The sequence below is a fragment of the Streptomyces deccanensis genome (assembly GCF_022385335.1).
Taxonomy (GTDB): Bacteria; Actinomycetota; Actinomycetes; order Streptomycetales; family Streptomycetaceae; genus Streptomyces; species Streptomyces deccanensis.
In genome coordinates, this window is the sequence record NZ_CP092431.1 from 21,527 (window position 1) to 36,135 (window position 14,609).

The following is a 14,609-nucleotide window of genomic DNA, read 5'->3' on the forward strand; positions in this document are numbered from 1 at the left end:
TTTAGGGGCGGGCGGTCGAGCGGGTCAGGTCGTCGTGCAGCTGATTGAACAACGCCGTGACCCGGTCGTCGCTGACGCCGACGCTGTGGCAGTAGTCGGCAAACAGCTGCACAGGCGTCTTGATCGGCTGGTCGACGCTGATTCCTGCCGTGGCGCCGGTGCTGGCATGATCGGGGTGGATCAGGATCTGAAGAGCGTTGGGGAGGGCTTCGTACAGGTCGTCGCGCATGCCGGCGTAGGCGGGCTGGGTGACGACGAGTCTGAGGTAGTCCTCGCCGTAGCCGGCGGGGTCAGCGGTCAGCTGGGCGACGGTTCCCTCGACGGTGCGCAGTCTGCGGCCGGCCGTGACGGGGATGTCGGTGATCTGGGCGGGGGTGTTGGGGGTGGCCTCGACGAGGCAGACGACGTTGGTGTTGTTCTGCTCGCCGAAGTCGATGGCGTAGGGGGAGCCGCTGTAGTGCACCGGGCAGGCGGCGGGGATCTGCTGCCGGCGGTGCAGGTGGCCCAGGGCCACGTAGTGGGCCTCGACAGGGAAGACAGCGGCCGGCACGTGGTATTCCATGATGGATTGGGCGGGTCGCTCGCCGCCGCCGAAGGTACCGCCGGTGCAGGTCAGGTGGGCCATGATGATGTTGACGGCGTCCGAGGTGAACGCTCCGGTCAGATTGGCCAGGACGTCACGGACGAGCTGGTCGTAGGCGCCGACGTTCTGCGACGGGGTGTTGGCGATGATCTCCGCGGCGCGGACGGCGTAGCGCTGGGAGAGGAACGGCAGGACGGCGACGTTGACGGGCTCGCCGGTGGACCTGGCGTGGAAGGTGTGCACGCCGCCCTTCGCGGCCGGTCTGGCCTGGCCGTAGACGTGGATGCTGGCGATGTCCATCAGCGGCCTGTAGGCCTCGAACGTGGCAGCGTGGTCGTGGTTGCCGGCGATCAGGATGACCTCGATGCCGTGCTTGGCCAGGCGCAGCAGGGTACGCACGACCAGCCTCTGGGCGTCTGCGGTCGGCGAGGCGTTTTCGTAAATGTCGCCGGCTATGAGGACGGCGTCGACGTCGTTGTCGATCGCGATCTGGGTGATCTCTCGCAGGATGCGTGCCTGCTCCTCGAGCCGGTTGCGGCCCTTGAGGGTTTTGCCGACATGCCAGTCGGAGGTGTGAAGGAACTTCACGGGGCGGGGTCCTTTTCGGGTGGCTGAGGCAGAGCAGCGGGGGGCGTGGGTGCGCTGGGGAGGGCGGTGGCCAGACGTCAGTAGGGCGGCTCATCGATGGCGCCGTCGTCAGTGTCGTCGGGCCACGGATCGCTCTCTGCCTGGGGCAGCCTGCTGAACGGGTCCGGTCGCGCCGCGCTGCCGGTGGCCTGGCCGGCTGCGCGGGTGCCGGTGGAGAAGGTGGGGTCGGCGACCTCGGAGAGCCGGGTGGCCCAGGCGGGGAAGGGGAATTCGACGGCCAGGGGCACCGGGATCTCCGGCTGGGAGACGAACATGGTGCCGGGCCTGGCGAGCGTGGCGCGCTGGCGCTGCGAGGCGGGCAGGAAGCCGTACTCCGGGCGGCTGGCCTCGGCGGCATCGAGCTAGCCGACGATCTTGATCGAGGAGTTCGACACGATGCGCCGTTCCACCTCAGAGGCGGTCTGCTGGGCGCCGATGAGGATGATGCCGAGTGAGCGGCCGCGTTCAGCAATGTCCAGTAGTACGTCCTTGATCGGGGAGGATCCCTCGCGGGGGGCGTACTTGTTGAGCTCGTCGACCATCGTGAACAGCAGGCCGCCCGGGCCGGCTTGCTCCTTGCGGGCGGTCTCCGCGGCCAGCACGACACCGACGACGAACCGCTGGGCCCGTTCCGGCAGGTTGTGCAGGTCCACCACGGTGACCTGCTGCTGCGAGGTGTCGATGGAGTGCGAGACGGGGTGGTCGGTGACCGTGCTCAGGTCGCCGCGCAGCAGGGGCCCGAGCGGCCGCTGGGACGACCGCAGCCGCCGCACGAATGCGTTCACCGTTCCCAGTCCGATGGCCGGGCCCGCCCAGTCCGGGCGGCTGAGGTCGTCGGTGACCTTGTCGGAGATGAAGTCGACCATCTCCGGCCAGGTGCGGAGGACGGTTCCGTCGATGGCGACCGCGCCGTCGTTCCCGGCGGGCTGAGCCTCGCGGCGCAGCCGGCTCGTGACCTGGTGCACGACGATCGTGTACTGGTTTTTCTCGTCTTCGGCATCGGCGAACGCGTAGGGCAGCAGCTCGCGTTCGCAGAACTCGGCCAGGGTCCACCAGAAGGCGGTGACGCCGCTGGTCCTGCCGGTGACGTGGGGGCGGCCGGTGGTGTCACCGGGCAGCGGCGGGGCGTAGAAGCCGGCCGAGGCGAAGGGGCGGGCGGGCAGGCCGAGTTGGGCGTATGCGGCGCTCAGCTCCCCGTCGAGACGGGTGTTGGGCTGGTCGACGAAGAGCAGGTCCTCGCCCTTGACGGAGAAGATGAGGGCCTTGGCGTTGACCGCGCGGGCCCCGAGGGCGCCCGAGGTGAACAGCGAGTGCATCAAGAACAGCGCGAAGCTGGTCTTGGTCGCCACGCCTGAGATGCCCGAGATCGATACGTGGGCGCCGCGGGTGCCGTCGAGGAATTCGAGGTTGAGATAGATCGGTTCGCCGTCCCGGCCGATGCCGGCGGGCACACGTGCGTCCATCCGGTCGAAGTACAGCGCGGCGTCCCGCGCCGTGCCCGAGGCCCGGATGGCGGCTTCGCCGGGGCGTGGCGGGACGTAGTACTCGGGGTCGACCCGGGTGGTCGTGATCTCGGCGACCTCCTGCACTGTGGCCGGCAGGATTCCGTCGGCGATGAGGAAGACATCTGAGCCGAACGCGGCGCCCTCGTGGCGGGCGACCACCTCGGTCACCACGCCGGAGGTGACGACGGTGCCGCGTCCGGGGATCTCCCGGCGAGTGCTGACCACGTCGTCGAGCTGCAGATAGGCGCCAGGAGAAAGAGCAACGTGGAACTTCAACGGGGTGGAGTCCTCGGTACCTGCTACCTTCCCTACCTCCTCTTCGGCGTCGCCGCTGGTGAGGTGGCCTGCAAACGGCTGCCGGCTGGTCGCGGGTGTGGAGCTGCGGCCGAATACGGTGCTGTCAGCGCCGTGGGGCTCGGAGTCGGTGTCGGTCATCGGCCGGTCCCTGTCGGTCTTACGGTGTCGGGCACTGCCGACTGGCGGTGAACACCGATCGGGGCGCGCCGAAACTTGGGGCGGTATCTGTGAGTACAGACCGTAACTAAAGGGATGCCTGCTGCGAGGGGTTTTGTCGATAACGGAGAGAAAATGGGCAGACGGAGGGCGGTGCGCCCGGACAAGCCGGAGCACCGCGCGATGAGTGATGACCTTCCCGCGCCGTTCCCCCACCGATGACGCCCTGTCAACCATGCGTGTGGCGCACCGGCAGTGGTCCGGGTTCCGTCTGCTCGTGTTCCTTTTGTACGGTGCCCGAGGGAGTTGTTCCGCTCGGACCGAGGTGCTGTGAGTGGGCGTCGATCCAGGAGAGGCCGCCCAGGTCGAGGCGTTGGCGGGTACGGGTGACAGCCACGTAGGCCAGGCGGGCTTCGGCGTCGTCGATGGGGTCGGGTGGCGCCGCGGTGCTTGTCTGCTCGTCAGGAGTGCTGTTTTCAGGACGGGCGAAGTCGTCCGCGATGAGCACGCGGGGCCATTCGCGTCCCTTCGCCTCGTGGGCGGTGGAGACGGTGACCTGGGCGTGCGGCTCGGGGGCGAGGCGGGCGACGGCGGTGAGGATGGCGTCGGTGCCGTGGGTGTCGACGAGGTTGACCAGGGGCTGCAGGTCGCGGCCGGCCGGGTCGTGGGCGGCGTAGTCCTGCAGATCGCCCCATGAGGGGAAGAGGATGAGCTCGGGGTGGTGGGTGCGGCGGCCTTCCTTCAGGTCGCGGGCCGCGAGGGCCAGGGCCTGCAGGCTGTCTCCTCCCCCGGCCAGGGCGACCCGGTAGCCGGCCGCCATGAGGGTCATGACCTGGGCCATGGCGCCGACGTTGGTGCGGCACAGCACGGCGTCCGGCTGGGTGACGGGGCCGAGTTCCGTGGGTACGGCGGGGGTGCCGGTGAGGCGGATCGGGGCGTCGGCCAGGTGCAGCCAGCGGTTTGCTTCCGCGGCGAGGTCGGGTCCGAAGCGGAAGGACTGGGATAGGGTCAGCTGGGTGCCGTCGAAGCCGGTCATGACGTCTTTGGCGCCGCGCCAGTGGTAGATGGCCTGGGCAGAGTCGCCGACCATGACGAGCTGGGCGTGCTCGCGCTGGTTGAGGAAGGTCTGTTCGACGACAGGGTTGGTGTCCTGGGCCTCGTCCAGCAGCAGGAAGTCGACCTGAATGCGCGGCCGGGTCAGGGCCCAGATCTTAAGGTAGTGGTCGTGGTCGAAGCGGACGGCGCCGTCGTCGGGATGCTGCAGGTCGACCCAGGCTTTGCGGGCGAACGGCAGGATATGGGCGGCGAGTTGGGCATGCAGGTCGCAGCCGTCCAGGCCGCGCAGGCGAGGGACATGGTGGCGGGTGATGGCCTCGTCCGCGGTGTGGCAGAAGCGCGCGACGGTACGCAGGGCGGCGTTGGACAGGGCGCGTTGGGAGATCTCGCGGTCGCCGATGCGGACGGCTTTGGTCAGGCCGAGGGCTTGTCCGGTCTGCCAGGCCGGGCGGCGGGGTGCGTTCAGGCGGCGGGTGTAGCGGTGGCCGACGGCGGCGTAGGCGAGGGCGTGGGCGGTCTTGCACTGGACGGTGTCGGGGAAGCGGGTGCGTGCGTCCTGGGCGATGGCCCGGTTGTAGGCCAGGTAGCGGCCTCGGCGGGTGGTGGCGCGGGCGAGGATGGCGAGGGTGGTGGTCTTGCCGGTGCCGACGCTAGGCCTGCAGGGCGAGGTGGTGGCCAGCGTGGAAGGCGTCGGCTGCTGCGGTCTGTTCGTCGGTGGGGTTCACAGGGTGGGCCTCTCGGGGAGTCGGGTGAGTGCGTGCCCGACGGCGGCCAGCAGGTAGGCGGGGGTGGTGTGGGCCAGCAGGTGGCGTACCGCGTGGTCGAGGCGCTCGGTCTCCCGGTCGGCGTGCTCGGCCAGGGCCCGGTGCACGGCCAGTTCCAGGAAGCGCTCGGGGGTCTGCTGGGCGCGGCGGGCGCCGACGGTCAGGGCGGCGTGCACGATGGGCGGGAAGGCGATGTTGAGCAGCACGCTGTGGTCGGCGTCCGGGTAGTGGGTGGTGATCACGTCGATGGGCAGCCGGGTGCCGAGGCGGCGGCGCAGCCGGCGGGCGGCGCGCTGCGGCGTCTTGGCGGCGACGAGGGCCATCAGGCGGGTGGCGTCGTGGTTGGCGGCGAGCGGCAGCAGGCGGGCGGCGCGCTGCAGGACGGGCGGGGGCAGGGGGCGGGTCAGCGTGATTTCCAGGGCGTGGTGCGGCACCGGTCATCCCCTTCGGTGCGGGCGGGGCGAGGAATGGGGCAGGCGGGTGTGGATGTGTGCCGCGTGCAGGAGGGGGGCGAAGGGTTCCCAGCAGGCCAGGGCGAGGTCGGCGGCGCCGGGTGCGGTGGCGTGTGCCGGGCAGCGCTGGGTGCGCCAGCGCAGCTGTTCGCCATAAGCGAGGTGGCCCAGGTCGTAGACGGCCATCAGGGCATCGGGCAGGGCGAGTTGGCCGTGCCGGGCGGTGGTGGGCAGCAGTTTCCACATCCCGGTTGGGCCGGCGGGGGCGAGGACGGGGTGGGGGCAGCGGTGCCGGTGGCGGGTCTGGGCGACGCAGCGCAGCTCCTCGAGCCGCTGCTGGGCGAGGTAGCGGCACAGCAGCAGTTGGACGACGGGGCGGTCGGGTCCGCCGGGTTGGGGGGCGTCGGGCTGCGGGGTGACTGGTGGGGCGGGGGTGAGAGCCTGGGTGTCGATCAGACGGCGGGCGCGGACGGCGAGTTGACGGCGGATCGCCTCGAGGCGGGTGCCGGCCTGGCAGGTCGGGGTGCGGTGGGGGCAGAGCACGGCATGCGGGATGCGGCACCAGGCGCTGTTGTCGCCGTGCGGGTAGGCGATGCCGCCGCTGAGGTGCCAGCGGCAGGATTTGGGGACGTCAGTGACGGTCAATTCGGCGGGGTGCAGGGCGATGGGCCGTTGGTCGGGACGCGGGTAGAGGTCGATGCGGCTCCCGCAGTGGCGGCAGCGGCCGGTTTGTCCGGCGCGCAGCAGGCGGCTGGGGCTGGTGGTGGTCACTCGGAGCGTTCGGGGGCGGCGGAGAGCGCGGGGGCTGCCGTCCCAGTGGCGGCCGTCGGGGGCGGGCGTGGGGCACATGGCCCGGACCGTGCCAGGCGACACGCGAGGATAGGCAACACCGCGGGGCTCATGTCCCTCGACCAGCCTAGCGGCACCGAACAGACGATCTTGCGAGCGTCCTCACGTTCGACGCTTGCTCTCCGTTCGGGTGATTCGCGGTAGGACCCGAGGCGGGCGCGCCGGGGCGTCAGGGGCCGTGCATGCCGGGTGGGGTGTGGTCGTCGCAGAGGGTGCCCAGGAGGTGCTCGATGGGCACGTCGAAGGTGTGGGCGAGGGTGTGCCAGGTGGTGACGCTGCCGCTGGTGCGGCCGTGTTCCAGGTCGATGAGGGTGCGCCGGGCCAGGCCGCTGCGGTCGGCGAGTTCGTCGTAGGTCCAGCCGCGCTCGCCCCGCAGGCGCACCAGCGTCATGCGCAGCGCGTTGAGGTCGGGATCGGGCGGCAAGATCGTCACTCCACCATCCGACGGTGCAGACCCCTGCCCTGTCAGTGCAGACCTCTGCACTATTTGTCTGGGTGGTGAGTGCGGCATTCAAGGTGCAGGACTCTGCACTACCGTGCGTCTTCCCCGGCCCTGTGATGCGCCGGGGCACCCACCACCTCAGGCACGGACGGACGGGAGGACGACCAGCCCATGAGGCTCGCTGGCGCGCACGCAGCAGTGCGGCGCATCTGGACAGTCGAACTGCGTCCGCGAGCGGGCGGCCCCGCTCTCGTCTGCCCCGCCTGCGCCGCTCACACGTCTGCGCTCACGGGGGCCTCCGCACGTTCTGCCGTCCTGGCTCATCTGGCCTGCCATGCCCGCGCCGACGCGCTGCCCACCTATCTGCGCAGTTGCCAGTGCCGGGCCCGGGGCTGCCGGTGGCATCCGCGTCATCGCGGCTGCGCGGGACCGGTGCTGCTGGCCCTCACCCGCGACCGCAGCGGCCGCGCCTGGCGGCTGGCCGACACCTGCGCGGCCTGTGCCGCGGCGACCAGCAACACGGCCGTGGTACCGGACACCCTTTCCGGCTCCCTGCGGCAGCAGGCCTCCCCTGGCCCGCCCCCGCCCGCGCGCCGGTCCCACGCCGGGGTCCAGGAGCGGGAGCGGGTGCGGGAAATGCTGCCGTACCTCGGCACCGCGCTGCCCCGCTTCACCTCCCCCGCCGCCCGGCTGCTGGCCCTGCAGTGCGCGCTGCGTGCCGACACCCGCGCCCATGTCCGGCTGCCGGCGGGCCTGTTGCGGGGCATGCGCCTGCGCCAGAACCGCGAAGTATGGCTGGAGCTGGCCCACGCCGGCTGGCTGGAGCTGCCGGACGTGCGTACGCTGCCGTGGCAGGTGCGGCTGCTCGATGCCACAGTGCTGGACCAGGCGCCCGGCCGCCGTACCCGCTGCCGTGCTGCCGACTGGGCGCTGCGGCCGGTGCCGTTGGTCCTGCCTAGCCACGGCGCCCGCACTGCGGCTGACCGCTCTCGTGCTGGCCGCGCACACCGGTGCCCGGCCCGAACACAGCACCGACATGGACATCCTCACCCGCCTGTGCGGGCACTCCCCGCAGCAGACCGGAGAACTGCTCGACCGGCTGGTGACCACGCGCACCCTGAGGGCATGGCATCACAACCGGGAGACCGACGCGGTGTCCTGGCAACTGCCCCAGCCGCAGGCACGCACGCCAACATAGCGTGGCGGAACAACTGGCGCTGTTCGTCCGTACCATCTGTACGCCAAGGCATCGTGCGGCACGTGTGGCGTCCCTGCTGAGCGCCAACACCCGCCCGAGAAGGGGTGTCACTTCATCTGGTGCAGCCCCGCAGCACGCTGGTTCACCGAGGAAAGGTCAGTACCCATGCCCGAGACAACCACTCCCGCCACTGAACTGACATCGCAGTACCGCTCAGGTGACCGGTGACCTCGAACGCAACGTCAAGGAGCAGGAACGCATCACGGCGGACATCGCCTCCCTGCAACAGCAGTTGGCTGCCCTGCAGCACGACCACACCGTGCTGGTGAACATGCGACAGGCCCTTGGCATCACCGAAGCCCCGGCCGAGCCTGCGGCCACTTCCGAGAGTGCCACGGTGCCCTCACCCAGGAAGAAGGCCAGTGCCGCGCGCAGCGGGAAGCAGAGGGCGGCCAAGTCCGCCGCCGCGCCGCAAAAGGCAGCCGCCAAGAAGTCCGCGGCCAAGGCGGAGGGTGCCACGACGGCGGCCCAGCCCACCCTGGTCGAGCTCATCCGCCGCCACCTCGCCGAGTCGAAGGAACCGCGCTCCGCCGCGGAGATCTCCACAGCCCTGGGCCAGGCCCATCCGGAGCGCCAGATCACGACCAAGGTCGTGCGGGTCACGCTCGAGGGACTCGTGGCCAAGAGCCAGGCCGAGCGCAGCAAGCAGGGCAGGTCCGTCTTCTACACCGCCCCCGCACCGGAGTAGGCGGGTGGGCCGGAGGCCGAGGCACAGTTCGACGAGGCTGCCAGCCAGCAAGACTGAGGGCGCTGTCCGACGCCTGTCAGCGGGGGCGCCAGGTGCGGATTTCGAGGTGGATGATCTGAGCGTCGGGACGGATGCGGCCGGTCTCCACCAGCCACTGGTGCACAGCCGCGGTGACGTCGCCGCCCGCGGCGTCCACGCGGCGGGCGAAGTCGGCGGCGTCGAAGCCGCCGGCCTGGGCGGAGCCGTAGGAGCGTTCCTCACTGTGGTCAGTGCGCTGGATGACGTCGCGGCGGATGCCGGGTGAGTCGGTACGGCTGCCAGAAGGGTGCAGGTAGCCGGTCTTGGCGAGGCGCACGGTGAAGGCCAGGCGCAGGCCCCGGCGGGCGGCTTCGGCGATCAAGGGGCGCAGGCGGGCGGAGCCGGAGGCGATGGCCTGGGCGCCGACGCGGCCGGTGCCGGAGCCGGTGGGGGTGATCAGGACGGCCTTGGTGCGCACCCGAGCCCGGGCGCCGGAGGCGGTGGTACGCCGCTGGGTGAGGCGGGCGGCGATGGCGGCGAGTTCGGACAGGTCGGTGATGCCGCCGGTCTCGACGGCGGCCAGGACCTGCCGGAGGGCGGGGACGAAGGCCGCTCCCTTGTTCTTGGTGTAGAACTGCGAGACCAGGGAGGGGTCGCGGTCGATGATGCGGGCGATGTCGCGTTTGGTGTAGCCGACCGCTCGGAGCCGGTCGGCGAGATGTGCTGCTTCGTTCAACTCGGGCTGGGGTTGAGGCTGGCGGCGGGGGCGGCGCGGCATCAGGCCTCCCGCTCAGCAGTGAGGGCCGCGCGTCCGGCCTCCCGCAGCGTAAGGAGTTCTTCTTCGCTTGTGGGGGCGGTGACGGGGCCGGTGAGGCGGCCACGCAGGAGATAGTCGCCGGGCTGATGGTGATACGGCCAGTCGTGGGGCTGAGTGAGGTAGAGGGCGTCGGTGCGGAAGGCGACGACCGTACCGGGCAGGGTGTGCAGGGCACCGGCGTACGTGTCGTCGTCACGGTGACGCTGGGTGAGCAGGGCGGCGCGTGCTGCGGACCAGATGGCGGCGGCCCATTCGGGGTGGGCGTTGGGGTCGCGGGCGAATCCGGTGGGCTTTTGCCAGGTGATCAGTTCGTCGTCGAAGCCGATGATTTCGGCGTCCGGGGGCACGTCGCGCTCCAGGGTGCGGGGGGTGGTGCCGGTGACCATGCGAGGGCGCTGGGCGAAGGAGCCGATGCCGTACAGGAGGATGGAACGCACGGCGCGGGAGGCCAGGTGGGCGGCGCGGGCCTGCTGGGGATCGCCCTGGAAGTGAGCCTGGGCGGAGAGATTGGTCCAGGTCTCTTTCAGCTTCTTGGCCCAGTCGTCCAGCGGTTTGCCGTCCTCCCACAGGATGCCATCGAGGATCTCGACCTTCCACGGCTGGATCGGGTTGGTCAGGGCGGTGTGGATCTCGGGGCCGCCGGCCCAGGTGGTGAAGGTGGTCCCGGGCGTGGCCGGATAGTGCCATGCGCGGTCTCCGGGGGCCGGTGCCGACAGGAGGCCGACATGGTTCCAGGTGTCGGGGACGGTGACGCGGACCTGCCAGTGCCCGCACCCGTACAGGGCCCGCATCTGTTCCTTCTCGCTCCAGGCGGCGAAGGTGGTGGCGGTGATGCGGCGGGGCGTGCCGACGGGGGATTTCCACGTGTGCTTGGCGTAGGCGAAGGTGCGGTCGTACTCGACGAGTTGTGGCAGCTGCTCGGGAACGCGGGGCGGGGTGAGCAGCTCGTTGCGGCCCTGTCCAGCTGTGGCGTGGAGCAGGCCGCGCAGTTCTTCCGACAGGACGGGGAAGCCGTCGGCGTGCTGGCCGCGGGTGGGGATGGTGCGCGTCCACAGGTCGCGGCCGGTCTGGGAGGGGGAGCCCATGATCACCGCGTCGTCCCAGTGGCGGCGCAGCGCCTGCCACAGCAGCACGAAAGCATCACGAACGGTGTGAGGGTCGTCGCCGTCGGTGTCGAACCACTCCCCCACGGAGCGGATCTCCACGTGGTGGTCGCCACTTGCGGACTGGTAGCGGCCGACGGGGTTGCGGGCGTGGACGAAGTGTCCGGCCATGCGGTCGCGGCCGCGGCCGGTGTCGGTGCGCCAGCCGGCGATGGGGGCGTTCAGCCAGGCGGCGACCGCGTCGCGGAGGTAGGGGTAGCGGTCGGCATCCCGGTGCCAGGGGTCGCCTGCGGTGATGTAGATGCGTTCCACGTCCTCGGGGACGGTGTGGAAGACGGCGGTGAGGATGTCGGCGGCCGACCGGCCGGCGAGGTCGAGATGGTGGGTCTGGCTGCGGTGGACCAGGACCCCTGTGGTGGCGTCCAGGAAGACCGTGGAGCGCGCCTGCTGGGTGAAGTTCGGCCTGGTGGAGACCAGACCGGTGGTGTGAGTGAACCAGGCGTCACCGCTGGAACCGGCCGGGATCGACGGCAGCTCCCGCCGCGCCTCCGAGGGTGATGCGGGCGGCTCCGAGGACACGGTGTGCGTCTCGGGGGCAGCAGTGCCTGCGGAAGCGGGGGTTGTTGTGGGACCGGGAGCGGCCTGTGTCTGCGTCGGCAGGGACGCCACGGCCGCGGAAGGAGCCTTCACAGGGGACGGCTTCGGTGCCGGCGACTGCGGGGCCTGCTGCACGGCGAGACTGTCGGGGGCCAGGCTGGGGGCGAGGGCGACGACATCGGCCACACCCAGGCCGGCCGCCGGGGCGATCCGCTCCGCCTTCGCCTTCTCGTAGGAGGCCAGCTGGACGATCTGCTTGTCCCGGTCCGCTTCCAGCTTCGCGAGCGCGGCCCGCGTCTTCTTGATCTGGTCCCGCACGCCGCGTAGATCGGCCAGCGCTGCGTTGTAGCTCTGTGCGTCCATCGAGGCTTCCTTGTCCGAAGCGGCTTCAGCCAGTAGTAGCGGTGTTCGTGGTGACGTAGGCAATGGCCCCGCCCGAGTGGGAGGCAAGCCGCGTGCCCAGCAGCAACTCGGCAAGCCTGCGGTCGCCGTCGAGATCGGAGGTGATCACTGTCGTCGGAGCGGCAAGATCGGTCACGTAGCCCGCGAGGCGGGCTTCGGGAAAGGCGTGTTTGCCGGCGAAGTTCTTCTCCCACCGTTGAAGGCCGGTCAGCACGGCCACGACGTAGCCCGACAGGGTGACCGGCAGCACTCCCCCGGCCGCGACACTCGCCGCGTCGCACCGCCACCAGCCGCGCAGCGCCTTCACGAGGTGGTCGGGGCTGAGCGTGGCGGCGAAGCCGATCCAGTCCCGGTCGTCGTCGTGCGCGGGCTGGGCGGCGTCAACGCGCAGGACAGCGATCTCTGGGGCGTCGAGCTGGTGCACGGGAGCGTGGCGGCGCGCGCTGAGAGCTTGCACGACGCTGAGGGGGGTCATGACCCGGACTCCACGCTGGGAATGCCCGGGGAGCAGGTCGGCATGGATGAGGCGCCGGAATGTCGTGACGGCGAAGCCGAGTTCCTCTGCTGCTTGTCCGGTTGTTAGCAAGATGCCCATCCTCCGCCCCCATCACATGCGAACTCTGTTATCTGATTGCGCATGCACTTTAGCGATCGATCCGAAAGGGCGTCAAAGATGGCGGGTCGTGCTGGGTCGACTGCTCTGAGGCAGGGGGACGTCACGCCTGTGCGGGCAGCTTCGTCGCATCGTGATCGCGGAGCCGGGGGTCTGCGGGTGACAGCAGATGGGGGCTGCCCGGCCGGGGGCTGGCAGCAACTGCACCCTGGCCTGCGGGGCGGCGCCCGCTACCGGCTGCATCGTTGGGGATTTGCCCTACTGGCGGTCCAGGGTCTGCTCTGACGTAGTGCGGCGGGCTGCCGGGCACTGGCTGGTCGCTGGTGGAAAGCAGCAGTGTGCGTGCGTCACCCAGTCGGCAGGCGTTCGTTTCCTCTACCGACGTATTCGTGTGGACAAAGGAGCGCCGGTGGGCCCGTCGTTGGTGATCGAACGGTTTGAGTTCCAGCGCGGCGGGGTCTGGTATGCCCGCTACTTCAAGGGGCTGGTGACCTTCCTGGTCGGGCATTCGAAAGCGGGGAAGTCGACCGCTGTGGAGGCTCTGCTGTATCCGCTGGGGCTGAGGACGGCGACGGTCATGCCGGAGGTGCGCAGCTGTCAGTATCTTCGCCTGGTGTTCCGCGTCGCCGGGGTGCGCTGGCAGGCAACGCGCAGCGGATCGGATCCGCGGGCGCGGGTGTCATTGAAAAATCTCGACGATCCCCGCGCGATCGAGCATTCGCTTGCGGTCACGTCGTCGAAAGCCACGGAGATGACGGCGGGCGCGTTCGTGCAGGACCTGCTCGGCTTGTCGGCCGCGGTCCGCGGCACGTCACGTGCTGGGCTGGATGAGTTCTACACCACTGTGATGGCGTTGCGGCAGAACACCATCGCCTCGGAGTTCCTCGGCGGGGGCAAGGACGCATCGCGCGTGCTTGCGCTGGAAGTGGTGCTCGGGCTGTGGAACGAGGAGCTCGCGGGTCTGGAGAAGAACGCGTCCGAGACTGAAAGCCGATTTCGGGCTGCCCAATCTGCGCTGAGGCAGTTCAAGAAGCTCCGTGACACCGGCGCTCTGGCCGATCCGGACAGTGTGCGCGCCGAGTGTGAGCAAAAGCAGCATTGAGGTTCCCCCGCTGCGCGGGAGTGGCTGACTAGCAGGTCAGGGCGGGTTGACGTGGTTTCAGGTTCACTTGTTCGGCCGCTGCCTGGTCGGCGTAGTGCTTCTCCTCGAACTCGATGGGGCTGAGGTAGCCGAGGCGCTTCTGGATGCGGCGGGGGTTATAGAAGCCGTCGATGTACTCGAAGAGCGCGAGGTTCGCCTCGGCTCTGGTGTCGAAGGTCCGTCCGCGGATGCACTCGGTCTTGATCAGCATCCACAGGTTCTCCGCCAGGGCATTGTCGAAGGAGTCGCCGACCGAGCCCATGGACGCTTGAACACCTGCTCTGACCAGGCGGGTTGTGAGCTTGATAGACGTGTATTGCGTGCCGTGATCGGCATGGTGGACGAGTTCGCCAGGGGCGACCTCGCGGCTGGCCAGTGCGTACTCGAGCGAGGTGAGGACCAGGTCGGCGTCCGCGCGGGCGGAGGTCTCCCAGGCCACGACTCTGCGGGAGAAGGCGTCGCGGATCGCCGACAGCCACAGTGGCCCCTCCAGGGTGGGAATCATGGTCAGGTCGGTGACCCACAACCGGTTCGGCGCGAGTGCGGTGAAGTCGCGTTGCACCAGGTCAGGGGCGAGGTCGGCGTCTGGGTCGCGGCGGGTGAAGCCCTTGCTCCTGCGGGGGCTGATCCCGGCCAGGCCGGCCTGGCGCATGAGCCGCTCGACCCGCTTGCGGCCGACGTGGACGCCCTCGCGCTTCAGGACGGCATGGATCCTGGGCGATCCGTAGATCCCGCCGGAGTCCTGGTGGATCCGTCGGATCTGCCCGGTCAGCTCGGTGTCCTGGCGGATCCGTTCGCAGGGGTCCTTCTCAGCCTGGCGCCAGCGGTAGTAGGTGGAGGAGGGGATGTGCAGTTCCCGCAGTACGGGCTCGACCCCCAGGTGCGGGTGCTCGTCTAGGAGTGCGGTCACCTGGGCCGGGTCGGGTCGAGCTGCGCGGCGAAAAAAGCCGAGGCCGTCCGCAGGACCTCGTTCGCCCGGCGCAGGTCCCGCACCTCGCGCCGCAGCTGGACGAGCTCGTTCTTCTCTTCGGTGGTGAGCAGGTCATCCCGCTCGCCGGCGTCGGCCTCGGCCTGCCGGATCCAGTTCCGCAGGGCTTCGTGATGCACGCCGAGCTCCTCAGCCATGCGGCGGATCACCGGCTTCGGCTCGGCGGTCCGATACATCCGCACCGCACGCTCACGCAACTCCAGCGGGTACTTCCTCGGGGCAGGCATCGTCTGGGCTCCTCTCATGAGACCCA

The 14,609-nt window shown here is 70.1% G+C and carries 14 protein-coding genes and 1 pseudogene; 3 read left to right on the plus strand and 12 right to left on the minus strand.

Features of this window, described 5'->3' with window-relative positions; translation table 11 throughout:
• Position 1 precedes the first annotated feature (1 nt).
• From L3078_RS00090 to L3078_RS00120, 7 genes and pseudogenes are all read right to left on the minus strand, one after another.
• Entirely contained in the window at positions 2–1,171 is a 1,170-nt protein-coding gene (locus tag L3078_RS00090; RefSeq protein ID WP_239749004.1) for an exonuclease SbcCD subunit D, read from the minus strand.
• A gap of 77 nt (positions 1,172–1,248) precedes the next feature.
• Positions 1,249–1,485: a hypothetical protein gene (locus L3078_RS00095; protein WP_239749008.1), complete on the minus strand. Its 237-nt coding sequence runs from the start codon at positions 1,483–1,485 to the stop codon at positions 1,249–1,251.
• Positions 1,486–1,572: 87 nt separating this feature from the next.
• Positions 1,573–3,150, minus strand: coding sequence for an ATP-binding protein (locus tag L3078_RS00100; protein ID WP_239749017.1), 1,578 nt, complete (start codon positions 3,148–3,150; stop codon positions 1,573–1,575).
• Positions 3,151–3,397: 247 nt separating this feature from the next.
• Positions 3,398–4,949, minus strand: a pseudogene (locus L3078_RS00105) (UvrD-helicase domain-containing protein).
• The gene (locus L3078_RS00110; protein ID WP_239749036.1) at positions 4,946–5,422 is read right to left on the minus strand and encodes a hypothetical protein; all 477 of its coding nucleotides are present in this window, start codon (positions 5,420–5,422) and stop codon (positions 4,946–4,948) included. The pseudogene L3078_RS00105 and the gene L3078_RS00110 overlap by 4 nt, the downstream one beginning before the upstream one ends.
• Before the next feature lie 3 nt (positions 5,423–5,425).
• Positions 5,426–6,211, minus strand: coding sequence for a DUF6083 domain-containing protein (locus L3078_RS00115; RefSeq protein ID WP_338059443.1), 786 nt, complete (start codon positions 6,209–6,211; stop codon positions 5,426–5,428).
• 247 nt (positions 6,212–6,458) lie between these two features.
• Positions 6,459–6,722 (minus strand): helix-turn-helix transcriptional regulator, encoded by a 264-nt coding sequence (locus tag L3078_RS00120; RefSeq protein ID WP_032769652.1) that lies wholly within the window; start codon positions 6,720–6,722, stop codon positions 6,459–6,461.
• An 877-nt stretch (positions 6,723–7,599) separates the two neighbouring features.
• Between L3078_RS00120 and L3078_RS00125 the strand changes: the two genes are divergently transcribed.
• Positions 7,600–7,929, plus strand: a complete 330-nt coding sequence (locus tag L3078_RS00125; RefSeq protein WP_239749107.1) for a hypothetical protein — start codon at positions 7,600–7,602, stop codon at positions 7,927–7,929.
• A 217-nt stretch (positions 7,930–8,146) separates the two neighbouring features.
• Entirely contained in the window at positions 8,147–8,677 is a 531-nt protein-coding gene (locus L3078_RS00130) for a hypothetical protein (RefSeq protein ID WP_338059444.1), read from the plus strand.
• A gap of 76 nt (positions 8,678–8,753) precedes the next feature.
• Here the strand turns inward: L3078_RS00130 and L3078_RS00135 are convergent, their stop codons facing one another.
• Genes L3078_RS00135 through L3078_RS00145 form a run of 3 tightly spaced genes read right to left on the minus strand, consistent with a single transcriptional unit; the run spans position 8,754 to position 12,089 of the window.
• Complete coding sequence (locus L3078_RS00135) at positions 8,754–9,473, minus strand: helix-turn-helix domain containing protein (protein WP_070201534.1); 720 nt, start codon at positions 9,471–9,473, stop codon at positions 8,754–8,756.
• Positions 9,473–11,575, minus strand: coding sequence for a hypothetical protein (locus L3078_RS00140; RefSeq protein ID WP_175411401.1), 2,103 nt, complete (start codon positions 11,573–11,575; stop codon positions 9,473–9,475). Before L3078_RS00140 ends, L3078_RS00135 begins: the two co-directional genes overlap by 1 nt.
• A gap of 25 nt (positions 11,576–11,600) precedes the next feature.
• Positions 11,601–12,089, minus strand: coding sequence for a DNA-binding protein (locus tag L3078_RS00145; protein ID WP_239749108.1), 489 nt, complete (start codon positions 12,087–12,089; stop codon positions 11,601–11,603).
• Between the two features lie 547 nt (positions 12,090–12,636).
• Between L3078_RS00145 and L3078_RS00150 the strand changes: the two genes are divergently transcribed.
• Positions 12,637–13,329, plus strand: a complete 693-nt coding sequence (locus tag L3078_RS00150; protein WP_239749109.1) for a hypothetical protein — start codon at positions 12,637–12,639, stop codon at positions 13,327–13,329.
• A gap of 28 nt (positions 13,330–13,357) precedes the next feature.
• On the opposite strand, the gene L3078_RS00155 is transcribed toward L3078_RS00150, so the two are convergent.
• Both L3078_RS00155 and L3078_RS00160 read right to left on the minus strand, forming a co-directional pair.
• Complete coding sequence (locus L3078_RS00155) at positions 13,358–14,278, minus strand: IS3 family transposase (protein WP_239748969.1); 921 nt, start codon at positions 14,276–14,278, stop codon at positions 13,358–13,360.
• On the minus strand, positions 14,275–14,583 hold the full coding sequence (locus L3078_RS00160; RefSeq protein WP_053756971.1) for a transposase: 309 nt from the start codon (positions 14,581–14,583) through the stop codon (positions 14,275–14,277). The genes L3078_RS00155 and L3078_RS00160 overlap by 4 nt, the downstream gene beginning before the upstream one ends.
• Positions 14,584–14,609 lie beyond the last annotated feature (26 nt).

Excerpts from the sequence above, each read along its gene's own strand:
- L3078_RS00095 (WP_239749008.1), bottom strand. The coding sequence starts at position 1,485 with ATGTTCGTCTCCCAGCCGGAGATCCCGGTGCCCCTGGCCGTCGAATTC.
- L3078_RS00100 (WP_239749017.1), bottom strand. The coding sequence starts at position 3,150 with ATGACCGACACCGACTCCGAGCCCCACGGCGCTGACAGCACCGTATTC.
- L3078_RS00125 (WP_239749107.1), top strand. The coding sequence starts at position 7,600 with ATGCCACAGTGCTGGACCAGGCGCCCGGCCGCCGTACCCGCTGCCGTG.
- L3078_RS00135 (WP_070201534.1), bottom strand. The coding sequence starts at position 9,473 with ATGCCGCGCCGCCCCCGCCGCCAGCCTCAACCCCAGCCCGAGTTGAAC.
- L3078_RS00140 (WP_175411401.1), bottom strand. The coding sequence starts at position 11,575 with ATGGACGCACAGAGCTACAACGCAGCGCTGGCCGATCTACGCGGCGTG.
- L3078_RS00145 (WP_239749108.1), bottom strand. The coding sequence starts at position 12,089 with ATGACCCCCCTCAGCGTCGTGCAAGCTCTCAGCGCGCGCCGCCACGCT.
- L3078_RS00160 (WP_053756971.1), bottom strand. The coding sequence starts at position 14,583 with ATGCCTGCCCCGAGGAAGTACCCGCTGGAGTTGCGTGAGCGTGCGGTG.